General features: G+C 73.2%; 19 protein-coding genes. 9 read left to right on the top strand and 10 right to left on the bottom strand.

Going from position 1 to position 22,390, the window contains the following annotated elements; genetic code table 11:
- The first annotated feature begins 39 nt into the window (after nucleotides 1–39).
- From rpsK to rplQ, 4 genes are all read left to right on the top strand, one after another.
- Nucleotides 40–444 carry a 30S ribosomal protein S11 gene (gene rpsK / locus JOF54_RS07330; RefSeq protein ID WP_091414425.1) on the top strand — a complete coding sequence of 135 codons (405 nt, stop codon included), beginning with the start codon at nucleotides 40–42 and terminating at the stop codon, nucleotides 442–444.
- Between the two features lie 32 nt (nucleotides 445–476).
- A complete protein-coding gene (gene rpsD / locus JOF54_RS07325) occupies nucleotides 477–1,082 on the top strand; it encodes a 30S ribosomal protein S4 (RefSeq protein WP_210054337.1) in 606 nt (201 codons plus the stop codon).
- 160 nt (nucleotides 1,083–1,242) lie between these two features.
- Nucleotides 1,243–2,265, top strand: a complete 1,023-nt coding sequence (locus JOF54_RS07320) for a DNA-directed RNA polymerase subunit alpha (RefSeq protein WP_210054335.1) — start codon at nucleotides 1,243–1,245, stop codon at nucleotides 2,263–2,265.
- Nucleotides 2,266–2,398: 133 nt separating this feature from the next.
- Nucleotides 2,399–3,046: a 50S ribosomal protein L17 gene (gene rplQ, locus JOF54_RS07315; RefSeq protein ID WP_210054332.1), complete on the top strand. Its 648-nt coding sequence runs from the start codon at nucleotides 2,399–2,401 to the stop codon at nucleotides 3,044–3,046.
- A 79-nt stretch (nucleotides 3,047–3,125) separates the two neighbouring features.
- On the opposite strand, the gene JOF54_RS07310 is transcribed toward rplQ, so the two are convergent.
- Nucleotides 3,126–3,791, bottom strand: coding sequence for an HAD family hydrolase (locus JOF54_RS07310; RefSeq protein WP_210054330.1), 666 nt, complete (start codon nucleotides 3,789–3,791; stop codon nucleotides 3,126–3,128).
- 26 nt (nucleotides 3,792–3,817) lie between these two features.
- Nucleotides 3,818–4,783, bottom strand: a complete 966-nt coding sequence (locus tag JOF54_RS07305; RefSeq protein ID WP_210054328.1) for a glycosyltransferase — start codon at nucleotides 4,781–4,783, stop codon at nucleotides 3,818–3,820.
- A 124-nt stretch (nucleotides 4,784–4,907) separates the two neighbouring features.
- Here JOF54_RS07305 and JOF54_RS07300 point away from each other — a divergent pair, with 124 nt between their 5' ends.
- Nucleotides 4,908–5,648 carry an SDR family NAD(P)-dependent oxidoreductase gene (locus JOF54_RS07300; RefSeq protein ID WP_210054326.1) on the top strand — a complete coding sequence of 247 codons (741 nt, stop codon included), beginning with the start codon at nucleotides 4,908–4,910 and terminating at the stop codon, nucleotides 5,646–5,648.
- A 92-nt stretch (nucleotides 5,649–5,740) separates the two neighbouring features.
- On the opposite strand, the gene JOF54_RS07295 is transcribed toward JOF54_RS07300, so the two are convergent.
- Genes JOF54_RS07295 through JOF54_RS07275 form a run of 5 tightly spaced genes read right to left on the bottom strand, consistent with a single transcriptional unit; the run spans nucleotide 5,741 to nucleotide 11,557 of the window.
- Nucleotides 5,741–6,580: an ABC transporter ATP-binding protein gene (locus JOF54_RS07295; protein WP_210054324.1), complete on the bottom strand. Its 840-nt coding sequence runs from the start codon at nucleotides 6,578–6,580 to the stop codon at nucleotides 5,741–5,743.
- A complete protein-coding gene (locus tag JOF54_RS07290) occupies nucleotides 6,577–7,725 on the bottom strand; it encodes an ABC transporter ATP-binding protein (protein ID WP_210054322.1) in 1,149 nt (382 codons plus the stop codon). The genes JOF54_RS07295 and JOF54_RS07290 overlap by 4 nt, the downstream gene beginning before the upstream one ends.
- On the bottom strand, nucleotides 7,722–8,684 hold the full coding sequence (locus JOF54_RS07285; protein WP_210054320.1) for an ABC transporter permease: 963 nt from the start codon (nucleotides 8,682–8,684) through the stop codon (nucleotides 7,722–7,724). Before JOF54_RS07285 ends, JOF54_RS07290 begins: the two co-directional genes overlap by 4 nt.
- A complete protein-coding gene (locus tag JOF54_RS07280; protein WP_210054318.1) occupies nucleotides 8,684–9,694 on the bottom strand; it encodes an ABC transporter permease in 1,011 nt (336 codons plus the stop codon). Before JOF54_RS07280 ends, JOF54_RS07285 begins: the two co-directional genes overlap by 1 nt.
- Nucleotides 9,695–9,727: 33 nt before the next feature.
- Complete coding sequence (locus JOF54_RS07275; protein ID WP_210054316.1) at nucleotides 9,728–11,557, bottom strand: ABC transporter substrate-binding protein; 1,830 nt, start codon at nucleotides 11,555–11,557, stop codon at nucleotides 9,728–9,730.
- Nucleotides 11,558–12,121: 564 nt separating this feature from the next.
- On the opposite strand from JOF54_RS07275, the gene JOF54_RS07270 reads away from it, so the two are divergent.
- A complete protein-coding gene (locus JOF54_RS07270) occupies nucleotides 12,122–13,669 on the top strand; it encodes an ATP-dependent DNA ligase (RefSeq protein ID WP_210054314.1) in 1,548 nt (515 codons plus the stop codon).
- On the opposite strand, the gene JOF54_RS07265 is transcribed toward JOF54_RS07270, so the two are convergent.
- Nucleotides 13,666–15,018, bottom strand: a complete 1,353-nt coding sequence (locus JOF54_RS07265) for an NAD(P)/FAD-dependent oxidoreductase (RefSeq protein ID WP_210054312.1) — start codon at nucleotides 15,016–15,018, stop codon at nucleotides 13,666–13,668. The genes JOF54_RS07270 and JOF54_RS07265 overlap by 4 nt on opposite strands.
- Nucleotides 15,019–15,082: 64 nt before the next feature.
- Between JOF54_RS07265 and JOF54_RS07260 the strand changes: the two genes are divergently transcribed.
- Nucleotides 15,083–15,817, top strand: coding sequence for a type 1 glutamine amidotransferase family protein (locus JOF54_RS07260; RefSeq protein ID WP_210054310.1), 735 nt, complete (start codon nucleotides 15,083–15,085; stop codon nucleotides 15,815–15,817).
- Nucleotides 15,818–16,064: 247 nt separating this feature from the next.
- Here the strand turns inward: JOF54_RS07260 and JOF54_RS07255 are convergent, their stop codons facing one another.
- Nucleotides 16,065–16,691, bottom strand: a complete 627-nt coding sequence (locus tag JOF54_RS07255) for a superoxide dismutase (protein ID WP_210054308.1) — start codon at nucleotides 16,689–16,691, stop codon at nucleotides 16,065–16,067.
- A gap of 169 nt (nucleotides 16,692–16,860) precedes the next feature.
- Nucleotides 16,861–19,881, bottom strand: coding sequence for a glycosyl hydrolase (locus JOF54_RS21830; protein ID WP_210054306.1), 3,021 nt, complete (start codon nucleotides 19,879–19,881; stop codon nucleotides 16,861–16,863).
- A 177-nt stretch (nucleotides 19,882–20,058) separates the two neighbouring features.
- Between JOF54_RS21830 and JOF54_RS07245 the strand changes: the two genes are divergently transcribed.
- Together JOF54_RS07245 and JOF54_RS07240 are read left to right on the top strand one after the other, a co-directional pair.
- Nucleotides 20,059–20,829, top strand: a complete 771-nt coding sequence (locus tag JOF54_RS07245; RefSeq protein WP_210054304.1) for an ABC transporter ATP-binding protein — start codon at nucleotides 20,059–20,061, stop codon at nucleotides 20,827–20,829.
- Nucleotides 20,799–22,385 carry a hypothetical protein gene (locus JOF54_RS07240; protein WP_210054302.1) on the top strand — a complete coding sequence of 529 codons (1,587 nt, stop codon included), beginning with the start codon at nucleotides 20,799–20,801 and terminating at the stop codon, nucleotides 22,383–22,385. The genes JOF54_RS07245 and JOF54_RS07240 overlap by 31 nt, the downstream gene beginning before the upstream one ends.
- Nucleotides 22,386–22,390 lie beyond the last annotated feature (5 nt).

Below are 22,390 nucleotides of genomic sequence, written 5' to 3'. Positions count from 1 at the left end.
GGCCTTACTTGGGCGAGACTCCAGGAGATCTGAGAACACATGGCTACTGCAGGCCGCAACACCCGCTCCACCAAGGTGCGGAAGAAGGAAAAGAAGAACGTGGTCTCGGGCCACGCTCACATCAAGAGCACGTTCAACAACACGGTCATCTCCATCACCGACCCGACCGGCGCGGTCATCGCGTGGGCCTCGGCCGGGACCGTGGGCTTCAAGGGCTCGCGCAAGTCGACCCCGTACGCCGCCCAGATGGCGGCCGAGGCTGCTGGCCGTCGCGCCATGGAGCACGGCATGAAGCGCGTCGACGTGTTCGTCAAGGGTCCGGGTTCGGGCCGGGAGACCGCGATCCGCTCGCTCGGGGCCGTCGGCCTCGAGGTCGGTGCGATCGCCGACGTCACCCCCGTGCCCCACAACGGCTGCCGCCCGCCCAAGCGCCGCCGCGTCTGACCCGACCTACGAACAAGGACTGAGACACACACATGGCTCGCTACACCGGTCCCATGACCAAGAAGTCCCGTCGGCTGGGTGTTGACCTGGTCGGTGGCGACAAGGCTTTCGAGCGCCGCCCGTACCCGCCCGGCGTGCACGGCAAGGGGCGCACCAAGGAGTCGGAGTACCTGCTCCAGCTCCGCGAGAAGCAGAAGGCCCGCTTCTCCTACGGCGTCCTCGAGAAGCAGTTCCGCCGCTACTACGAGGAGGCGAACCGCCTCCAGGGCAAGACGGGTGACAACCTGCTGCAGATCCTGGAGTCCCGCCTCGACAACGTGATCTACCGCGCCGGCTTCGCCCGGACCCGGCGGCAGGCGCGCCAGTTCGTCGTCCACGGCCACTTCCTGGTCAACGGGCACAAGGTGGACATCCCGTCCTACCGCGTCTCCGCGCACGACATCATCGACCTGGCGCCGAAGCTGCGCGAGACCACCCCGCACGTGGTGGCCCGCGAGACCCACGGCGAGCGCGACGTCCCGGCCTGGCTGCAGGCCCTGCCCGAGCGCGGCCGCGTCCTGGTCCACCAGCTGCCGACCCGTCAGCAGATCGTGGTGGACGTCCAGGAGCAGCTGATCGTCGAGCTCTACTCCAAGTAGGACCCACCACCCGTCGACAGGCTCAGGGAGCGGGTCCCCCTCCTCAGGGAGCGGGTCCGTGCCCTGAGCCCGTCGATGGGCAGCACGACCTCCGGTGCCGGATGCACCGGGGGCACCGCGCCTTCAAATAGCGGGAAGCGCGGAGGAAGAAGGAACCACCATGCTCATCGCCCAGCGTCCGACCCTGTCGGAAGAGGTCGTCTCCGACAACCGCTCGCGGTTCGTCATCGAGCCCCTCGAGCCCGGCTTCGGCTACACCCTCGGCAACTCGCTGCGTCGCACCCTGCTGTCGTCCATCCCGGGCGCGGCCGTGACCAGCCTCAAGATCGACGGCAACCTCCACGAGTTCTCGACGATCGAGGGCGTCGTCGAGGACGTCACCGAGGTCATCCTCAACCTCAAGGGCCTCGTCGTCTCCTCCGAGGAGGACGAGCCCGTCACGATGTACCTGCGCAAGGCCGGTCCGGGCGCGGTCACCGCGGCCGACATCGCGCCGCCCGCGGGCGTCGAGGTGCACAACCCCGACCTGCACATCGCCACCCTGAACGAGACCGGCAAGATCGAGATGGAGCTGGTCGTCGAGCGCGGCCGCGGCTACGTCTCCGCCGTCCAGAACAAGATGGCGGACGCCGAGATCGGCCGCATCCCGGTCGACTCGATCTACTCCCCGGTCCTCAAGGTCACCTACAAGGTGGAGGCCACCCGCGTCGAGCAGCGCACCGACTTCGACAAGCTGATCCTCGACGTCGAGACCAAGCCGGCCATCCGCCCGCGCGACGCCGTCGCCTCCGCCGGTCGCACGCTGGTCGAGCTGTTCGGCCTGGCCCGTGAGCTCAACGTCGAGGCCGAGGGCATCGAGATCGGCCCCTCGCCGATCGACGAGCAGCTGGCCGCCGACCTGGCCCTGCCGGTCGAGGACCTGAACCTGACGGTGCGGTCCTACAACTGCCTGAAGCGCGAGGGCATCCACACGGTGTCCGAGCTGGTGTCCCGCAGCGAGCAGGACCTGCTGGACATCCGGAACTTCGGCTCCAAGTCCATCGACGAGGTCAAGCTGAAGCTGCACGAGATGGGTCTGTCTCTCAAGGACAGCGCCCCCGGCTTCGACCCGCTGGCCGCCATCGGCCGCTACGACGACCTCGAAGAGGAAGACGCCGACTTCAGCGAGACCGAGCAGTACTGAACACCTCGAAGGGGGGCGACCCCCTTCACCCCCGCCCTCGGCGGGGGACCGGAGCGGGGTCAGGTGACCGTCCCGCCTCGGCGCCCCGGTCGCCTCTGATCCTCTGCACCACCATCGCTAACGGAGAGTAGACATGCCAGCACCTACCAAGGGCAATCGTCTGGGCGGCAGCCCGTCGCACGAGAAGATCATCCTGGCGAACCTCGCCACCCAGCTCTTCGAGCACGGGCGGATCACCACCACCGAGGCGAAGGCCAAGCGCCTGCGCCCGCTGGCGGAGAAGCTGATCACCAAGGCGAAGCGGGGTGACATCCACTCCCGCCGTCTCGTCCTGACCACCGTCAAGGACAAGGGCGTGGTGCACACGCTGTTCACCGAGATCGCGCCGACCATGGCCGACCGCGAGGGCGGCTACCTGCGCATCACCAAGGTCGGCCCGCGCAAGGGCGACAACGCCCCGATGGCGATGATCGAGCTGGTGACCGAGTCGGTCGAGGACAGCAAGAAGGCCAACCGGCCCGCCGCTGCCGCTCCCCGACGCAGCGCCGCCCCGGCGGCCACCGCCGCCGCGGGCACCCCGGCCGCGGCCGACGCCCCCGACGACGCGGTCCAGTCCGAGGGCACGTCGGAGGAGGCGCCCGCCGAGGGCCTCGTCACCGGCACCGAGGAGCGCGACGCCGCCACCGACACCGAGCAGGCGCCGAGCGACGACGTCGAGGTGGAGGAGGCCGCGGCCGAGCCGACCGTGGACGAGACCACCGACGGGCCCACCAAGGCCTGACGCACCTCCCGCACGCAGCGCAGACGGCGCCCACCCCTCGGGGTGGGCGCCGTCTCGTCGTCCGGGGCCGGGGGAGCCGTCAGGCCAGCGCGGCCAGCAGCGAGGACGACCAGTGCTCCAGCAGGTCGGCCGGACCCGACCAGACCTCGTCCGCGCCGGCCTGCTCCAGCTGGCAGCGGGGGATGCCACCGGTGGTGAAGGCGACGACCCGGATCCCCGCGTCGTGGGCCGCCTGGACGTCCCACACGGTGTCGCCGACGGCGACGGTCCGAGCGGGGTCGAGCCCGTGCTGCTCCATCGCGGTGGTCAGCAGGTCGGGGTGCGGCTTGGCCCGCTCGACGTCGCCCGAGGTCGTCGAGCCGTCGATCAGCCCGTCCTCGACGCCGATGGCCGGCAGCATCCACTCCAGGTCCTGCTGGCGCCCGCTGGTGGCCAGCACGACGGCCAGCCCGGTGCCCGCCAGCTTCTGCACGAGGTCGGCCGAGCGGTCGAACGCGACGACCTGGTCCTGCAGGGCGTCGTAGCGGGTGGAGTGCGCCTCCACGACCGCGTCGTCGTCACGGCCGGCGAGGCGGCGCACCAGCTCCTCGCTGCCGATCCCGACGGCCTGGTGGCAGTCGGCCATCGTCACGCCCTCGACGCCGCCGTCGCGCATCGCCTGCCACCAGGCCAGGGCGTGCAGGTAGTTGGTGTCCAGCAGGGTTCCGTCGACGTCCAGCAGGACGCCGGCGCGGGGTGCGGCCATCGGGGAGCTCCTCGGGGTGGTGGTGGTCAGCGGGGGTGCTGGTCGCGGGCCCGCTCGAGCACGGCGTCCCAGGCGCGGCAGAACGCCGCCAGGCCGTAGCGCTCGAGGGCGGCGGTCCGGGCGACGGCGCCGCGGGCGGCCGCCTCGGCGGGGTCGGCCAGCAGCCGGGCCGCCTCGCGCCGCAGCACCTCGACGTCGGTGGACAGCGCACCGGCCCCCGGGGGCACCGCCCGGGAGGCCTCGGTGGTGTCGAGGACGAGGACGGGCATGCCCAGCAGCATCGCCTGGATCAGCGACAGCCCCAGCGAGGTCCAGCGGTTGAGGTGCAGGTACGCCCGGCGCTGCGCCATCGCGGCGTAGAGCTCGGTGGGCGTGAGGTTCCCGGCGTAGGACAGCCGGGACGAGCCGGGGAGCGCGCCCGGCAGCAGGTCGGCGTCGATGCCGAAGGCATCCACGGGGTGCTCGGCGAAGCGGGGGAGCAGGTCGGTCCCGGTGTTCCGCCAGCGCCGCACCGGCTCGTTGACGACGAAGGCCAGGTGCCCCAGCTCGCCGGTCCACAGCGGGCCGGGGTCGGCGATGCCGTGCTCGACCACCGCGGTCCGGGTGCGGCCGCAGTCCCAGACCAGCGCGTTGAAGTGGGTGACGTGGACGACCGTGACGTCGTCGCGGTCGGCCAGCGGGTGCCGGCTGTCGGGCACGTCGCCGCGCGGCGTGTTGTGCTCGCAGAACACGGCGGGGGCGTCGATCCCGGGCCGCACGCCGGCGGCCGCGGCGAGGTCCAGCTCCTCCAGCCGCTGCAGGACGACGACGTCCGGCGGGTCGTCGCGCAGCTCCTCGGGGCTCGTGAGCCGCACGTCGACCCCGTCGGGTCGGTCCAGCCGCGGCAGGCCGCCGCTGCCGTGCTCGTCGGCCGGCAGGTAGAGGTAGGTGTGGCCCCCGCTGGTCAGGGAGTCGCTGTAGCCGCCGTGGACGTTCCAGAGCAGGATGCGCACGCAGTGCCGATCAGTTCGCAGGGGCAGGTCCTGGTACTCCTACCCAGCGGTTCGGCTTCGTACCGGCTGGGTACTGTGCTGCTCCGGCGGCCGGGTCAGCCGGCCGGACGACGAGGAGACGCGCGTGGCAGGACTGGACGGACGGGTGGCGCTGGTCACCGGCGGGGCGAGCGGGCTGGGACGGGCCACCTGCGTGGCGCTGGCGGCCCGGGGTGTGCACGCCGTGGCCGCCGACATCGACGAGGCGGGTGCTGCGGAGACGGTCCGGCGCGTGCAGGCCGCGGGCGGCTCCGCGGAGGCCGTTCGGCTGGACGTGACCGCCGGCGAGGACCGGACCGCCGTCGTCGGCGGCCTCTTCGAGCGTTTCGGCGCCCGCTTCGACATCCTCGTCAACGTGGCCGGCATCGACCGGCCCGGCTACCTGACCGACGTCGACGAGGCCGCCTACGCCCAGGTGTTCGCCGTCAACTGCCACGGCCCGGTGTTCCTCATGCAGGCTTTCCTCAACGGGTACCTGCAGGCGCGGACCGGGGACACCGAGGCCGAGATCTTCAACGTCATCTCCATCTCGGCGGTGACGGTGGGCAGCGGCGCGGTGGCCTACAACAGCTCGAAGGCCGCCTTCGCGAAGGCGACCGAGATCTTCCAGACCGAGGTGCGGGAGTTCTCCCACCCCTGCCGCATCCAGGGCATCATGCCCGCGGCGATGGACACCCCGATGATGGAGCAGTGGGGCATCCCGCCCGAGCGGATGATGGACCCGGGCGAGGTGGCGGCGGAGATCGTGCACGCGCTGGGCCGGCCGCGCGGGGTGCTGGGGCAGAACCTCGTCTTCACCCCGCGGGTGGAGTACTTCCCCCGCTGAGCCGGTCCGTCGCCGGCCGCGCCGGGGAAGGCGCGAGGCCGGCCGCGGGGCCTGTTCCGCGGCCGGCCTCGCAGTCCGGGGGAGTGCGGGTGCTAGACCCGCTGGGCGTGCGCGCCGGAGGCGGACGGGCCGTCCGACACCCGGGCGCGGGTGAGGTCCTGGACCTCGTGCAGCTTCGGCACGTCGGCCAGCAGCCGCTGGGTGTACTCGTGCTGCGGGTTGAAGATGACGTCCTCGGCCCGCCCCTGCTCCACCATCACCCCGTGCTCCATGACGAGCACCCGGTCGGCCACGTAGCAGGCCTGGCCGATGTCGTGGGTGATGAACAGGACCGTCATGCCGAGCTGCTCGCGCAGGTCGGTGAGCACGTTGAGCACGTTCACCCGCAGGGAGGCGTCGAGCATCGACGTCGCCTCGTCGGCCACCAGCAGCTTGGGCCGCATCATCAGCGCCCGCGCGATCATGACGCGCTGGCGCTGCCCGCCCGAGAGCTCGTGCGGGTAGCGGTCCAGGACGTCGGCCGGGTTCGGGAACCCGACGTGGCCCAGGGCCTCCTCCAGCCGCTCGGCGCCGACCTTGTCGTCCAGCAGCCGCATCGAGCGGGCCAGCAGCCGGCGCACGGTGAAGAACTGGTTGAAGGACGAGAACGGGTCCTGGAAGACCGCCTGGACGTCCTTCCAGTAGTCGGTCCGGCCGCGGGCGTTCATCTTGCTGACGTCGTTGCCGCGGAAGGTCATCGTGCCCGAGGTGATGGGCATGAGGCCCAGCACCATCCGGGCCAGCGTCGACTTGCCCGAGCCGCTCTCGCCGACGACGGTGACGACCTCGTTCTCCGCCAGGGCGAAGGAGACGTCCTTGACGGCCTCGACGACGTTCTTGCCGTGGCCGAAGGTCTTGCTCACCCCGCTGGCGACCAGCACGTCCTCGCTCATGCCGACACCCCTCCCGTCGGGACCTCGCGGCCCTGCGCCGACCCCGTGCGGGCCGGTCCGTCCTCGTCGTCGTGCTCCTCGGACTCCGCGGGACGCGGGTCCGTGCCCACCGGGTCGGCCTCGGCCAGCGAGTCCGACGTCACGGCCTCCAGCGGCACCGACTCGCCGGGGTGCTTCTTGGCCCAGAAGCACTTGGAGAAGCGCAGCTCGTCGCCGACGTGCGGCGGCTCCTCGGTGGCGCACTCCGCGTAGGCCACGCCGCAGCGCGGGTGGAACCGGCAGCCGGTCGGCGGGTCCAGCAGGCTGGGCGGCGAGCCGGGGATGCCGAAGACCCGCATCTCGCGGTAGCGGGGCTCGGGCACCAGGACCGCGCCGAGCAGCGCGCCCGCGTAGGGGTGGCGCGGCCGCTCGGTGATCTCCTCGGCGTCGCCCACCTCGACGATCTTGCCGGCGTACATGATGGCGATCCGGTCCGAGACCGTGCGCAGCACCGGCAGGTCGTGGGTGACGAAGACGACGCCCGACATGATCTTCTGCTCCAGCATCTGCAGCAGCATGTCGATGAGCGCCTTCTGCGACGACACGTCGAGCGCGGAGGTCGGCTCGTCGGCGATCAGCAGCCGCGGGTTCAGCAGCGTCGAGATGATCGTCACGGTCCGCTGCTTCATGCCCCCGGACAGCTGGTGGGGGTAGGAGTCGAGCACCCGGACGGGCAGGTCCAGCGACTTCAGCCGGTCGCGGGCCCGGTCGAGGGCCTCGTCCCGCTTGATGCTGCGGTCGTGGGCCCGCATGACGTCGAACACGAGGTCCCGCACCCGCTGGGTGGGGCTGATCGAGTTCATCGCGCCCTGCGGCAGCAGGGAGACGACCGAGCCGCGCCAGGTGCGGGGGATCTTGCTCCGCTCGCCGAGCTCCTGGCGCTTGCCGTCGATCTCGAGCGTGCCGCTCTCGACGTAGAGCGGGGGCCGGGTGGTGAGGGAGAGGATCGCGCCGAGGGTCGACTTGCCGGAGCCGGACTCGCCGGCGACGCCGAGCACCTCGCCCTCGTCGATGTAGACGCTGACGTCGTCGACGGCGAAGACCTGCCGGCCGTCAGGCGTGCGGTAGGCCGCGCGCAGGTTCTCGGCGTTGAGCAGCCGGGTCATCGGGTTCCTCCGGTGGACGCGGGGACGGGGTTCTCGACGATGCCGGCCGCCCCCACGGGGGTGGGGGCCGCGGTCGCGACGGGCAGCGGCAGCGGCTGCCCGCCCTTCGTCTTCCGCTTGGCCAGCTTGCCGCGGCGCAGCCGCGGGTTGAAGACCTCGTCGAGGCTGGACTGCAGGAGCAGCAGGGAGAAGGCGATCAGCGTCAGCATGACCGTGGGCGGCAGGAAGGCCCAGATCGCGCCGGTGCGGATCGAGCCCCACTGGAGGGCCCAGTAGAGCATCACGCCCAGGCTGGTGGTACCGGACGGGCCGAGGCCGAGCAGGCTGAGCGCCGCCTCGGCCAGGATCGCGCCGGACACCTGCAGCACGAACGCCATCACGACGTAGCTGAGCAGGTAGGGGAGCACGTCGCGGCTCAGGATGCTCACCCACGACGCCCCGGACAGCCGGGCGACGTCGATGTGCTCGCGGGCCCGGATGCTCGTGGACTGCGCGCGCACCGCGCGCGCCATCCACGGCCAGGAGGTGATGCCGATGATGAAGGCCAGGGCCAGCGAGCTGCGGTTGTTGAGCGCGATGCCCAGCAGGATCACGAGCACGATGGAGGGGATGGCCAGGGCGACGTTGGTGAGGCCCGAGATGGCGTCGTCGAGCCAGCCGCCCTGGTACCCGGCCACCAGGCCGAGGACCAGGCCGATGGTGCTGGCGATGATGCCGGCGACCAGCCCCACGAGCAGCGACGTCCGGGTGCCGTACACGAGGTTCGCGAGCACGCTCTGGCCCTCGTTGTCGGTGCCCAGCAGCAGCGGCAGGGTGCCCGAGGGGGCGTCGTAGAGCCCGCCGATGACGGCGTCCGGGTCGGTCCGCACGATGAACGGCCCGACCAGGCCGATGAACAGGGTGATGAGCACGAGGACGGCGGCGAACCAGAACCTCGGGGTCAGGTTGATCGACTTCATCAGCGCTCTCCACTCCGTGCGGCCCGGATCCGGGGGTCGATCAGGCCGTTGACGATGTCGACGGCGAAGTTGGCCAGCAGCACGGCCAGGGTGATGATCAGCGTGACCGCCTGGATGACCGGGTAGTCGACGGTGCTGATCGCGTTGAACAGCAGGGTGCCCACGCCCGGGTAGGAGAACACCAGCTCGGTGACGAGGGCGCCGCCGACCAGGCCGCTGATGGACAGCGCCAGCCCGGTGATCTGGGGCAGCATCGCGTTGCGGAACACGTAGCCCGTGATCCGGTTGTCGGTGAGCCCGAGGCCGCGGCCGTAGTTCACGTAGTCGGCGCCGAGCTCGTAGATGGCCATCGAGCGCATGCCGACGGCCTGGCCGCCGATGAACACGATCACCAGCGACCAGAACGGCAGCCAGAAGTAGGTGATCGCGTCACCGAAGAACGCGGCGCTGAACTCGGGGCTGAGCCCGAAGGAGTAGGCCCCGCCGATGGGCAGCACGCCCATCTGCACCCCGACGATGAAGAGCAGCAGGATCGCCAGGCAGTAGTAGGGGATGGAGGTGGCGAACAGCGACGTCACGAAGGCGCCGCGGTCGAACCAGCCGCCGCGGAAGGCGGCCATCGCGCCGAGGATGTTCCCGACGACCCAGCCGATGAGGATCGCCGGCACCTGGAGCACGATGCTCCAGGGCAGGGACTGACCGACCAGGGTGTTCACCGAGGCGGGGTACTGCGCGAACGAGGTCCCGAGGTTCCCCTGGGCCAGCTGGCCCAGGTAGATGAAGAACTGCTGCCAGATCGGCTTGTCCAGCCCGAACTCGCGGTTGTAGTTCTCGTAGATGATCTTCAGGTCCTCGCCGCCGACCCCGCCCCCTCGGGCCAGGTTGCTGACGATGGAGTCCACCGGGTTGCCGGGGATCAGACGTGGCAGGAAGAAGTTGAGCAGCAGCGCCACCACGAGGGTGCCGAGGAACCACAACAGTCTTCGTCCGAGGTAACGGGTCAGGCCCATGGTCGGTCAGTCCTCTCGAGCTCTCGCGGTCCTCTAGCTGCCCACCTTCTTGATCTTGAACAGCCAGTTGATGCCGGCTCCCTGCCACATCGGCGGGGCGTACGGGTCGTCCTCGGTCGGGAAGCCCGTCCAGTTCGTCTCGTTCACCTCGTAGAACTCCAGCGGGCGGTACATGAGCGGGACGACCGGGATCTGCTCGCGGTAGATCTTGTCGAGCGCCGTGTAGGCCGCCACGGCCTCCTCGTCGGTCTTCGCGCCGGCGGCCGCGTCCAGCAGGCCCGGCACGTCGGGGTGGGAGAACCGGTTGTAGTTGAAGAAGGCGGTCTTGCCGGCCTCCGGCACACCCCGGTCGTCCATGGCGTCGCGGAAGCGGACCCACGGGCTGGCGGCGGTGACGCCGGTGTAGGAGTACATGCAGAGGTCGAAGTCAGCGTTCTGCATGGCCTTCTGCATGGTCGGGGCCTGCGGGAACTTCGTCTCGATGCCGATGCCGACCGCCTTGGCGGACTTGGCGACGATCTCGCAGGCGGTGTTCCAGTCGGTCCAGCCGGTCGGGGTGATGAGCTCCCAGCCGCCCAGCTTGGTGCCGTCGGGCAGGGAGTAGATGCCGTCGGAGCCCTTGGTGCAGTTCAGCTCGCCCTCGAGGATCTCGACGGCCTTCTCCTTGTTGAAGGACCAGCCCTCGGAGTCGACGCCGGCCTGGTCGAAGTACTTCGACTCGTAGCCGACGGGGACGATGAGGCTGGCCTTGGCCGGGTCGGAGTAGCTGGACATGGCCGTCGCCGCGATGTTCGGGTAGTCGATCGCGTAGGCGATCGCCTGGCGCACCTTCGGGTTGTCGAGGCCCTTGCGCTCCAGGTTCATGATCAGCAGCGGCAGGTTGCCCGGCAGGTAGTACGGCTTGTCCTTGAGCCAGGTCTTGACCGGCTTCTTCTGGTCCTCCCACATCTTCCAGATCTGGGCGGTGAACTGCTGGCTGGCGTCGATCTCGCCGCTGGCCAGCTTGAGGTCGCCGTCGTTGTTGCTCTTGAAGATCGGGTGCACGATCGCCAGCGGGGCGGGCGTGCCGTAGACCTCCTTACCCCAGTAGTCGTCGTTGCGCTTGAGCGCGACCTGGGTCTGGTCGGCCTTGTCCATCAGGTAGGGACCGGAGCCGATCGGCTGCAGGTTCGTCTCGGCGGTGATGCTGTCGTTGCTGAACTTGCTCCAGATCGCCTTCGGCAGGATGTAGACGTTGGCGATGGCGTCCTTGACCGAGCCCGGGTTGTAGGGGTCCGTCTTGACCTTGAACACCACGGTGCGCGGGTCGGAGGCGGTGACCGAGTCGAGGTAGGTCCACACGCTGGAGTAGCTGGTGCTGACGTCCTTGGCCAGCTCGAAGGTGTAGACGACGTCGTCGGCGGTGAGCTCGCTGCCGTCGGAGAACTTCGTCCCCTCCTGCAGCGGGACCGTCAGCGTGGTGTCGTCGGTCTGCTGGATCTCCTTGCCGAGGCCGGGGGAGAACGAGCCGTCGATGAGGTTGAAGCGGACGAGCGACTCGTAGATCAGCTGGCTCTGCCGCCCGGCGGTGGGCCACTGGGGCGTCGCGCCGACCGGGTTGAAGTTGGTGGGCGGGCCCCACTGGAAGCCGGCGACGAAGAAGGTGTCGCCCGAGGCGCCGGGGCGGCCCTGGGCCGCGCCGTCACCGGTGCTGTTGCCCGTCTGGGCGGTGCCGCAGCCGGTGGCGCCGACGCCGACGAGGGCGCCGCCCACGGCGAGGCCGGACAGGGAGAGGAAGCGCCGGCGGCTGGTGCCCCAGGGCTGGGCCGGGGCCGGGCTGCCGCCGAAGGCGGGAGCTGCCGGGTCGATCTCGGGGTTGGTCATCGAGGTCCTTTCGGAGGATCGCGTCGTTGCTGTGGTCGATGAGTCGAGCGGTCGGGCGTGGAGCGTGAGCGGACGCAGCGGGGCGGCGGTCAGCCCGTGGGGCGGTGGCGGGGTGGGGCGGTGGCGGCGGCGCTGGCTGCGCCGCGGACCGGGAGGCGCCGGGCGGACCCGGGCCGGTGGCCGGGGACCCGCGGGTCCGGAGGCCTCACGCCGGCGCCGGGCTGGATGGTCCCGCGGCGCCGGGGTCGGACGTGGAGGAGGTGGGGGGTGACGCCGTCGCGGCACCGGTGCGGACCGCACCGGCGGCTGGGCAGGCGGCGCGGGCGTGCCGACCCCCGGCAGGCAACATCTTCGTCACTCCTCGCTCTCCCTCGAACGTCTGGGGGTCAACCCATCACTTAACCGGTTCGGTGTCAACAGGCCGGGCTCCCCGCGCCCCGATCTTGACGAAAGGGTGACCCCTGCGGAGGGCCCCGCCTTCTTAGCACACCTCCGCCGGGCCGCGGGCGGTCCGTCGCCGGTCCGTGCGGCCCCGCTGTCAGCGCCGGGCGGCATGATGCCCCCATGTTGTTGAGCCGTCTGGCGGAGACCTCCGCCGCGCTCGCCGCCACCCGGTCGCGGCTGGCCAAGCGCGACCTCATCGCCGCCGTGCTGGCCGGCACGGCTCCCGAGGAGGTGGAGGTCGTGATCTCCTACCTCAGCGGGTCGCTGCGCCAGCGGCGCACCGGCGTCGGCTGGCGCACCCTGCAGGACGCGCCGCCGCCCGCCGCCGAGCCGTCGCTGACCGTCGCCGAGGTCGACGCCGCCTTCGCCGCCGTCGCGGGCCTGGCCGGGACGGGTTCCGCCGCGGCCCGGACGGCGGCCGTCCGCGACCTGTTCGGCCGGGCGACGGCGGCCGAGCAGCGGCTGCTGGCCGGTCTGGTGTCCGGGGAGCTCCGCCAGGGCGCCCTCGAGGCGCAGGTGCAGGAGGGGCTGGCCGCGGCGTTCGGGGTGCCGGTCGCGGCCGTCCGGCGGGCCGCCATGCTCACCTCCTCCACCACGACGGCCGCCCGGCTGCTGGCCGGGGGCGGGCTGCCCGCGCTGGAGGCCGTCGGGCTGCGGGTGGGGACGGCTGTCCAGCCCATGCTCGCGGCGGCGGCCCCCGGACCGGAGGCGGCGGCAGAGCGCAGCGGGCTGCCGGCCGTCGTCGACGCCAAGCTCGACGGCGTCCGGGTGCAGGTGCACCGCGACGGGCACGCGGTCTCCGTCTTCACCCGCAGCCTCGACGACATCACCGCCCGGCTGCCCGACGTCGTGGCGGTGGCCCGCTCGCTGCCGCACGAGCGGCTGGTGCTGGACGGGGAGGTGCTGGCCCTGCGCGACGACGGCACCCCGGAGGCCTTCCAGGTGGTGGCCTCGCGCACGATGAGCGCCACCGATCCGGCACCGGGCGGCCGCCCGCTGCGGGTGTTCTTCTTCGACCTGCTGCACGTCGACGGCCGCGACCTGCTGGACGAGCCGCTGCACGAGCGGCTGGCGGTGATGGAGACCGTGGTGCCCGCCGCCCTCCGCGTGCCGCGCCGCACCTGCGCCGACGTGGCGGGCGTGGCGACGGCCTTCGCCGAGGCGGTCGCGCAGGGCTACGAGGGCGTCGTGGTGAAGAACCTCGACGCTCCCTACGCGGCCGGCCGCCGCGACGCGGGGTGGGTCAAGGTGAAGCCCCGGCACACGTTCGACCTGGCCGTCGTCGGCGCCGAGTGGGGCCACGGCCGCCGCCAGGGCTGGCTCTCGAACCTGCACCTGGCCGCCCGCGACCCCGCGACGGGCGGGTTCGTCATGCTCGGCAAGACCTTCAAGGGCCTCACCGACGAGCTGCTGGGCTGGCAGACCGAGCAGCTGCTGGCCCGCGAGGTGCGGCGCACGCCCGGCACGGTGCACGTCGACCCGCCGCTGGTCGTCGAGATCGCGGTCGACGGGCTGCAGGCCTCCACCCGCTACCCCGGCGGCGTCGCCCTCCGGTTCGCCCGCGTGCTGCGCTACCGGCCCGACAAGACGCCCGACGAGGTGGACACGTTGGACACCGTGCGGGCCCTCGGCGGCCCGCTGCGGGCGGGGGAGGAGCAGGAGGGCTAGCCGTGGGCGGCGGTGAGCAGCGCCTCGAGCTCGGGCGGGCGCGGCGCCGACGGCTGCGCCGGGCCTCGACGACGACGGGCGGCGGCCAGCAGCAGCGCCGGGTGCGCGAGCTCCAGCGGTGAGCCCATCAGGTGGTACAGCCGGCCGAGCGCGACGAGCGCGCGCCGGTCCCCGGCCACGGCGAGGTTCCCGACCTCGGTGGTCCAGGCCCCCACCAGCCGGGCGGCGGGGCTGGGGGTCGTGCCGTCGAGGTAGCGGCGGTCCTCGCCGGTGGCCACGGCCCAGGGCAGGTCCGCCGCCGCGCGGAGCCGCCGCTGAAGCCGCCGGGTGCTGCCGCCCCGCCGCCGGCGCAGGGCCTCGCCCAGCAGCCGGGCCTGGATGGCGGCGACGGTGATGCCCTGGCCGTAGACGGGGTTGAAGGCGCAGAGCGCGTCGCCGACGGCGAGCAGCCCGTCGGGCCAGTCCCGGCGACGCCCGTGCTGGTGGCGCCGGTTGCCCGTCTGCCGGTGCACCGCGACCTCCCCGACGGGCTCGAGGCCGGCCGTCAGCTCGCCGAGGGCCGGCTCGCGGAGCCCGCCGAGGTACGCGACGAGGTCGACGTCGCGATCCGGGCGGTGCTCGCCGTAGCCGCAGGCCAGCACGAGGAGGCCGCCGTCCTCGACGGGGAGGGCGAGGCCGCCGCGCGGGCTGTCCGTCGTGCTCTGGACGACGGCGCCGTTCGTCAGCGGGTGGCCGTCGCGGGCCCGGTAGAGCCGGCTCGCGTAGCCGAGCCCGGCGTCGACGGTCTCCGGCTCCTCGACCGCGAGGCCCAGGGCGGCCAGCCAGGTCGGCAGCCGGGAGCCGCGGCCGGAGGCGTCGACGACCAGGTCGGCCTCCTCGTCCGGGCCGTCCTCCACCAGCACCCGCCAGCGGCCGCCGGCGCGCTCCAGCCCGCGGACCCGGCACCCGCCGCGCAGCCCGACCCCGGGCAGGGCCAGCACCCGCTCCCGGACCACGTGCTCGAGCAGCGGCCGGGTCAGCGAGAGCACGGCGTACGAGGGGACATCGGTCGGCTGCCAGCCGGCCGGGCCGAACCAGGGGAGCCGCCCGGTGTCGACGCGGACGGCGCCCGCGGCGAGCAGGTCCTCGCCCAGCCCGGGCAGCAGCGTCGTCGCCTCCGCCAGCCCGCGGTGCAGCAGCACGTGCGGCTGGGCGCCCTGGGCCACGCCCCGGCGCGGGCCGGGCGGACCGGTCAGGGCGTCGCGCTCCAGGACGGTGACGGGGTGGCCCGCCCGCGCCGCGGCGGCCGCCGCCAGCAGGCCGGCCAGGCTGGCGCCGACGACCACGACGGTCGGGTGGGCTGCGGGCACCGGTCCTCCTCGGGGACGACCGTCCTCGCTCCGAGGGGCGGGCCGGTACCCCTAGTGTGCCGCCATGAGCACCCACCTCGTCGGCGGCGGCCGCGACCAGGGCCGGCACCGGGACGTCTACGGGCCCTTCCTCGCCGAGGCGGCGGCGCTCGCCCGTGAGCGCGGGACCGACGTCGCGGAGGTCGGCGTCGTCGTGGTGCACGAGGTCGACGACGACGGGCCGGCCGACCTGGCCTGGTTCGCCGCGGCGCTGGCCGCGTGCGGGCCGGTCCGCTGCCGCCCGCTCCCCGTGCCGGAGGGCGGTCGGCTGGACCCGGCGTCGCTCGACGGGCTGCACGGGCTGCTGGTGGCCGGGGGCCTGACGCCCGCCTACGCCGAGGCGCTCGCGCCCGCGGCCGCCGCCGTCCGCGCGCTGGTGGACGGCGGGGCGCCCTACCTGGGCTTCTCGGCCGGCGCCGCCGTCGCCGCGCGGCAGGCCCTGGTCGGCGGCTACCGGCTGGACGGGGTGGTGGTGACGGCGGAGGACAACGGCGAGGAGCGCGACGAGCTGGCCGTCGTCGAGGGCCTGGGCCTGGTCGACCTCGCCATGGACGTGCACGCCGCCCAGTGGGGGACGCTGACCCGCCTCGTCGCGGCGGTCGCGGCCGGCCGGCTGGGCCCCGGCGTCGCGGTGGACGAGGGGACCGTGCTGGTCCTCGCGCCGGGGGCGACGCCCCGGGTCGCCGGGGCCGGCCGGGTCTGGTGGGTCGAGCCGGCGGGCGACGGCGCCGTCCGGGTCTGCCCGCAAACCGCCGCCTGACCCATCCCGCCTGACCGGTCCGCCTGACCCGTCCCGAGGACAACGCGTGAACGAGTGGTGCGTCTACTCACCACCCGTTCACGCGCTCCGGTCCGGCAAGCCGTGAACGAGGTGGTCGTCCAGTCCAAGTTGGTTCACGGCTTGCGGGGCGGGGCGGGGCGGGGGGGCGGGGCGACGCGGGAGCCCGGACGCGACGACGGCGCCCACCCGGTGGGGTGGACGCCGTCGGCGGTGGGGCGAGGAGCGCTCAGAAGGGCGCGATGAGCCCGGCCGTCTGGGCCTTGGCGGCGGCGAAGCGCTGCTGGGCGTCGGCCCAGTTCACGACGTTCCACCACGCCTTGGCGTAGTCGGCCTTGACGTTCTTGTACTGCAGGTAGAAGGCGTGCTCCCACATGTCGAGCAGCAGCACGGGGATCTGCCCCAGCGGGACGTTGCCCTGCTGGTCGAACAGCTGCACGATGTTCAGCCGCTGGCCCAGCGTGTCGTAGACCAGCATCGACCAGCCGGAGCCCTGGATGGCGTTGGCGTTGGCCTCGAACTGCGCGCGGAAGGCGTCGAAGCTGCCGAAGAACTCGTCGATCGCGGCACCCAGCTCGCCGTCCGGCTTGTCGCCGCCGTCGGGGGACATGTTCGGCCAGAACACCGAGTGGTTGATGTGCCCGCCCAGGTGGAAGGCGAGGTCCTTCTCGAGCTTGTTGATGTTGCCGAACGAGCTGCCCTCGCGCGCCTCGGCCAGCTGCTCCAGCGCGGTGTTCACGCCCTTGACGTAGGTCGCGTGGTGCTTGGAGTGGTGCAGCTCCATGATCTCGGGCGAGATGTGGGGCGCGAGCGCGCTGTAGTCGTACGGCAGGTCCGGCAGGGTGTAGTCGGCCATGGGTGTCCCTTCGAGTGGAGAGTCGTCATGTCGCGGGCCGGTGACATGACCTCCTGGCATCGTACGGCGGCCCCCGCGGCGCCCGACAGGCGGCGTCCCCGCCCCCCGGACGGCGACGGGCCCGCCCTCCCACCAGGGAGGACGGGTCCGTCGGCCGGGTCCGGGACGCTCAGGACAGCGGCAGCACCACCCGCGAGGTCGCGCCGACCCCGAGGGTCGTCGGTCCGCTGCCGATGGCGCTCCAGACCTGGACGGTGACGGTGCCGCCCTCCAGGTCGCCGCCGGTCCCGCTGCTGGAGAGCAGCTGGGTGCCCTGGGTGGAGTGCTCGTAGCCCGGCACCGGGTCGGTGGCGAAGTACCGGTAGGTCTCCACCCGCTCGGCCGAGCCGTTCCCGGTCAGGTCGTAGGAGACCCGGACCTGGGTGGCGTTGCCGACGCCGGTGCCGGCGTCCACCGACAGGTCGAAGGCGGTCCGGCCGGACCAGCGGCCGGTCACCCCCGTCGCGGTGAAGGTCCGGGCGGCGTGCGGGGTGCCGTCGTAGTTGCCGTTCGCCGCGGCCACCACGACCGTGCCCGCGCTGCCCGCCGCGCCGAGGGTGCCGTCGGCCCGCAGGTAGCGGGTCGACGCGCTGCTCGGCGGGGTGGTGGGCGGCGTCGTCGGGTTCTCGCTCGTCGGCGGTGCCGTCGGGGTCGGGCTGGCCGGCGGGGCGGTCGGCGTCGGGCTGCTGGTCGGCGGCGGCGAGGTCGGCGGGGTCGTGGGCGGGGTGGTCGGGACCGCCCCGGCGCTCCCGCCGCTCCAGGTGCGCGCCCCCGCGGCGACGGTGCGGCCGGCCGGGGCCGCGACGGAGCGGCCGTCGGAGAACGTCACCGTCAGCGCCTTGGTGGAGATGTTGGCCACCACGTAGGTCCGCTTCCCGCCCTTGGTGAACGCCATCGCCATCGGGTGGTCGGCGGTGACGCGGGTGTCGACGGTGCCCAGGGCGGCGAGGTTGCGGATCCAGTGGAAGGTGTGCGCCTTCGACTCGCCCTCCTCGGAGGTGAAGCCCGGGTCCGCCCGGTACTTGGCCAGCGCCGCGTCCGGGTCGCCCAGGGCCAGGAACTCCCAGAGGATGTCCTGCCACACCGTGGGCTCACCGCCCCGGTTCCGCACGACCTCGGCGTAGTTGGTGCCGTTGTAGGCGGGCCGGTAGCCCAGGTAGAAGTGGCTGCCGGTGATCGGCAGCTGGTTGATGCCCTGGATCTTCTCCGGGTCGGCGGTGAACCAGGTGGCGTAGGCACCGCCGTCGCCCCAGACCATGCCCACGGCGCTGTGCGGGAAGGCGGCGGGGAAGTTCGTGCCGTCGACGTCGAACCAGTACTCCTGGATGGCCGCGGCCTGGGTCGTGTAGAGGTGGATGCCGGCGTCGCGGACCTTCGTGTTGCCGGTCGCCTGGCCCCACTGGATGAGGGCGCCCGCGAAGTTCATCCCCTCCGAGGAGGACTCCTGGTTGTTGCCGGAGGCGAAGGCCCCGTGGCCGGAGGCCCAGTCGTGGCCGGCGTAGATGTCGAAGTCGCGCAGGTAGGGGAACCGGGCGTCGGCGCGGTCGTAGTTGTTGGCGTCGCGGACCAGCAGGTCGACCATGCCGCCGTACTTCCCGGTGGCGGCCCAGGCCGGGTCGAACTTGGCCAGGGTGGCCGCCGCGGCGATGAAGTAGCCGTAGTGGAAGTGGTGGTCGTTGAGCTCGGCGTCGGAGCCGTAGCTGGCGCCGTAGCCGATCAGCGTCCCCCAGCTGCGGTCGTAGTAGAAGAGGTGGTCCTGCTCGCCCGGGGACGCGGTGAGCCAGTCGGTGAGGGTGGAGCGGATGGAGGCGAGCGCCTTGTCGCGCACCGCGGTGCTGCCCAGCTGGTCGGCGATCTCGGCGATCCGCGCCGCCCGGCCCAGGCCCTTGCCGGCCCAGTAGGTGTCGGGCTTCTGCTCCCCGGCGGGGTCGTCGGCGACCTGGGCGAGCAGCGCGGTCAGCGTGGCCTTGTCCGCGCCCTGGCTGGTGGCGACGGCGGGCACCTCGGGCAGCACCCCGCGGAACACCTGGGAGGTCAGGAAGCTGCTCGCGCCGACGAGGGTCTTCATCATGCCGCGCGGCGAGACGTAGGTCTGGCTGATCGGCGTCCCGCCGTTCAGCGCCTTCCACTGGTGCGGGTAGAGGGCGACGACGGTGCCGGCCCCCGAGCCCTCCCGCCGGGTGGTGGTGAAGGAGTAGCGCGCGTTCGCGGCGGCCGTGCGGGTGTTGTAGGCGTAGGTCAGCTTCGTGCCCGTCACCACCGCGTGGGCGTAGCGGCCGTAGGAGGTGGCGAGCGCGGTCCGGGTGGCGTCGGTGCTGGCCGGCGTCGTCGGCAGCACCGCGACGCTGAAGTAGCCCTTGCCGCCCAGGGTCGAGCTGAGGGTGGAGCCGCTCTGGCTCCAGGTGGCCCCGGTCGGGGCGTAGGCGACGTAGTCGTGGCCGCGGACGGTGAAGCCGACGGTGGCGCCGGTCCGGGACCAGACGCGGGGGGCGTCGTCGGTCCGGATCTGGGCCTGCCCGCCGGTCACCTGGTAGTAGGAGAGCGGCAGGCCGTGGCCGATCGTCGCCTTGAGGGTCCGGGTGCCGTCGGACCAGACGGGGGTGACGGTCCAGTCGGTCCAGCCGTCCACCATGACCTTCGGCGCGTCGAGGCCGGCGACGCCCACCTCGAGGTCGCGGGTGTAGGGGAACTTGTACTCCCCGACCCCGCGGGCGGTGCCGGTGATGACGGGCGTCGTCGTGTACGAGATCCCGAGGCCGCCGCGGTCGGTGTCGTAGGAGGCGGGGTGGGCCATCATCGGCTCGCCGAAGGAGCAGTCGAGGCGCTTGAACAGCAGCGGGCTCCACCAGTCGTTGGTGGGCACCGCGCCCTTCGGGGCGTTCGCGGTGACGAAGGCGCGCGGGTTCGTCGACAGGTCGCCGCAGCCGGACGGCAGGGCGGCGCCGGCGGGCAGCGTGGTCGTGTACGAGCCGGCTCCGACCCCGGTGGTGGCGGCGGTGGCGCGCTCGGGGGCCACGGCGCCGGCGACGGCGCCGACGACGAGGGCGGCGGCCGCGACGGCGGCGGCACCACGACGGCGCAGCCGGCCGCGGCCGGGGGACCGGTCGCCCGCAGGGCTGGCGGTCGGGAGGGGGACGGGGGCACGGGACACGGTGGGGGCTCCTCTGGGCAGAGTTCGCTGGCGCCCCCGACCGGCGTGAGAGCGCTCTCACACCCGTGCGGTCACCGTAGCCAGCCCCGGACCGGTCGTCAACGACGGCCGCGCCCGGGCCCGCCGGACCGCCCGTCGGGTCCGGCGCCGCCCGGGGAGAGGTGTTTGACTGGACCCATGTCAGCGGCACTGGCCCTGCAGGGCCTGACCAAGAGCTTCGGCGCGAAACGGGCGGTCGACGGCCTGGACCTGGAGGTGCGGCGCGGCTGCATGTTCGGGCTGGTCGGACCCAACGGCGCCGGCAAGACGACGACGCTCTCCATGGCCACCGGGCTGCTCCGGCCCGACGCGGGCACGGCCCGGGTGCTGGACCACGACGTCTGGGCCGACCCGGCGGCGGCGAAGGCGCTGATGGGCGTGCTGCCCGACGGCGTCCGGCTGTTCGACCGGCTGAGCGGCGGGGAGCTGCTGCACTACGTCGGCCTGCTGCGCCGGGTGCCGCCCGCCGACATCGCCAGCCGCTCGGGGGACCTGCTGGAGGCGCTGGGGCTGACCGGCGACCGCGACACCCTCGTCGTCGAGTACTCCGCCGGCATGACGAAGAAGATCGGGCTGGCCTGCGCGCTCATCCACGCGCCGCGGCTGCTGGTGCTCGACGAGCCGTTCGAGGCCGTCGACCCGGTGTCGGGGGAGGGCATCCGCTCGATCCTGCGCGGCTACACCGCCAGCGGCGGCACCGTGGTGCTGTCCAGCCACGTGATGGAGCTGGTCGAGAGCCTCTGCGACGAGCTGGCGGTGGTGGCCCAGGGCCGCGTGCTGGCCGCCGGCACCGTCGACGCGGTCCGCGCCGGCAGCACGCTGCAGCAGCGGTTCCTCGACCTCGTCGGGTTCCAGGCCAGCGGAGAGGAGACCCTGGCGTGGTTGCGCTCCTCGTCCGCCTCAAGCTGACCCTGCTCCGCAACGGCCTGCGGCGCAGCGCCTGGCGCACCGTCGGGCTGGTGATCGGCGGTCTCTACGCGCTCGGCCTGGTCGCCGGCGTGCTCGCGGGGCTGGTCGCCCTGCGCTGGACCTCGCCCGCCACCACCGCCGACGTCACCGTGCTCACCTTCGCGCTGCTGAGCGCGGGCTGGCTGGTGCTCTCCCTGCTCGTCTTCGGCGTCGACGAGACGGTCGACCCGGCCAAGTTCGCGCTGCTGCCGGTCCGGGCCCGCGAGCTGCTGCCCGGGCTGCTGGTGGCCGGCGCGATCGGCGTCCCCGGCGTGGCCACCGTGCTCATCGGGCTCGGCCTGCTGCTGACCTGGACGCGGTCGGTCCCGCTCACCCTCGCGGCGCTGGTCGCGGTGCCGCTCGGCGTGCTGACCTGCCTGCTGCTGGCCCGCGCCGCCACCGCGGCCTTCGCCGCGTTCCTGTCCTCGCGCCGCTTCCGCGACCTCGCCTTCGTCCTGCTGGCCCTGGTGGGGGCCGCGCTCGCCGTCGGCGGCAACTTGCTGGGCGGCCTCGCCCAGGCCGGTCCCGAGCGGCTGCGCGCCCTGCTCGCCACCGCCGCCCAGGTGGCCGGCTGGACCCCGTTCGGGTGGGCGTGGGCGCTCCCCGCCGACGTCGCCCGCGGGGCCTGGGTCCCCGCGCTCGTGCACCTGGTGCTGGCGGTGGCCCTGGTGGCCGGGCTGTGGAAGGCGTGGGAGCACTTCCTCGCCGCCCGCCTGGTCGAGCCGGTCGAGGGCGGCGGCGAGGCGGCCCGGGCCGGGCACAGCGGCTGGGTCGACCGGCTCTACCCGGCGACGCCGGCCGGTGCCGTGGCGGCCCGGACGCTGCGGTACTGGCGCCGGGACCCGCGCTACGTCGCCGGCATCGCCGGCTTCCTCATCGCGCCCGTGGTCCTCATCGCCACCTCGCTGCTGAACCCCGGGGGCAGCCCGCTGGTCGCGGTGTTCGCCCCCAGCCTGCTCGCCCTGCTGGTGGGAGCCAGCGTCGCCCAGGACCTCTCCTACGACGGCAGCGCCCTCTGGGCCCACGTCACGACGGGGATGCCGGGTACCGCGGACCGCTGGGGCCGCGTCCTGTCGACCCTGACGATCTTCCTGCCGCTGCTCGTCGTGATGCTGGTGGCCGCGGTGGCGCTGACCGGCCGCTGGGACCTGCTGGGCCCGGTGCTGGGCCTGACGGCGGCGTTCCTGCTGGGCAGCCTCGGCGTGGGCGCCTTCGTGGGCGGGCTCTGGCAGTGGCCGGCGCCGCCGCCGGGGGCCAACCCGTTCCAGAAGGGCAGCAGCGGGGGCCTGCCGGCGTTCCTGTCCTTCGGCGTCACCACCCTCGGCACGCTCGTCGTGGGGCTGCCCACGGCGGCCCTCGTCGTCGGCTCGCTGTTCCGCCCCTGGGTGGGCTGGCTGTCGGTGCCCGTGGGGCTCGCGACCGGGGCGCTCGTCCTCGTGCTCGGCGTCGGCCGCGGCGGGCGCCTGCTGGAGCGCCGCTGGCCCGAGGTCCTCTCGGCGGTGTCGGAGAGCCGCTAGCCGGC

The sequence above is a fragment of the Microlunatus capsulatus genome, from assembly GCF_017876495.1.
GTDB lineage: Bacteria > Actinomycetota > Actinomycetes > Propionibacteriales > Propionibacteriaceae > Microlunatus > Microlunatus capsulatus.
Note: the sequence above shows the minus strand (reverse complement) of the source record. Positions and strands in the feature narration are given on the sequence as shown.

What these genes read in the sequence shown, in the direction of transcription:
- rpsK (WP_091414425.1), top strand. Translation starts at nt 40, where the DNA reads ATGGCTACTGCAGGCCGCAACACCCGCTCCACCAAGGTGCGGAAGAAG.
- rpsD (WP_210054337.1), top strand. Translation starts at nt 477, where the DNA reads ATGGCTCGCTACACCGGTCCCATGACCAAGAAGTCCCGTCGGCTGGGT.
- JOF54_RS07320 (WP_210054335.1), top strand. Translation starts at nt 1,243, where the DNA reads ATGCTCATCGCCCAGCGTCCGACCCTGTCGGAAGAGGTCGTCTCCGAC.
- rplQ (WP_210054332.1), top strand. Translation starts at nt 2,399, where the DNA reads ATGCCAGCACCTACCAAGGGCAATCGTCTGGGCGGCAGCCCGTCGCAC.
- JOF54_RS07310 (WP_210054330.1), bottom strand. Translation starts at nt 3,791, where the DNA reads ATGGCCGCACCCCGCGCCGGCGTCCTGCTGGACGTCGACGGAACCCTG.
- JOF54_RS07295 (WP_210054324.1), bottom strand. Translation starts at nt 6,580, where the DNA reads ATGAGCGAGGACGTGCTGGTCGCCAGCGGGGTGAGCAAGACCTTCGGC.
- JOF54_RS07290 (WP_210054322.1), bottom strand. Translation starts at nt 7,725, where the DNA reads ATGACCCGGCTGCTCAACGCCGAGAACCTGCGCGCGGCCTACCGCACG.
- JOF54_RS07285 (WP_210054320.1), bottom strand. Translation starts at nt 8,684, where the DNA reads ATGAAGTCGATCAACCTGACCCCGAGGTTCTGGTTCGCCGCCGTCCTC.
- JOF54_RS07280 (WP_210054318.1), bottom strand. Translation starts at nt 9,694, where the DNA reads ATGGGCCTGACCCGTTACCTCGGACGAAGACTGTTGTGGTTCCTCGGC.
- JOF54_RS07275 (WP_210054316.1), bottom strand. Translation starts at nt 11,557, where the DNA reads ATGACCAACCCCGAGATCGACCCGGCAGCTCCCGCCTTCGGCGGCAGC.
- JOF54_RS07270 (WP_210054314.1), top strand. Translation starts at nt 12,122, where the DNA reads ATGTTGTTGAGCCGTCTGGCGGAGACCTCCGCCGCGCTCGCCGCCACC.
- JOF54_RS07260 (WP_210054310.1), top strand. Translation starts at nt 15,083, where the DNA reads ATGAGCACCCACCTCGTCGGCGGCGGCCGCGACCAGGGCCGGCACCGG.
- JOF54_RS07255 (WP_210054308.1), bottom strand. Translation starts at nt 16,691, where the DNA reads ATGGCCGACTACACCCTGCCGGACCTGCCGTACGACTACAGCGCGCTC.
- JOF54_RS07245 (WP_210054304.1), top strand. Translation starts at nt 20,059, where the DNA reads ATGTCAGCGGCACTGGCCCTGCAGGGCCTGACCAAGAGCTTCGGCGCG.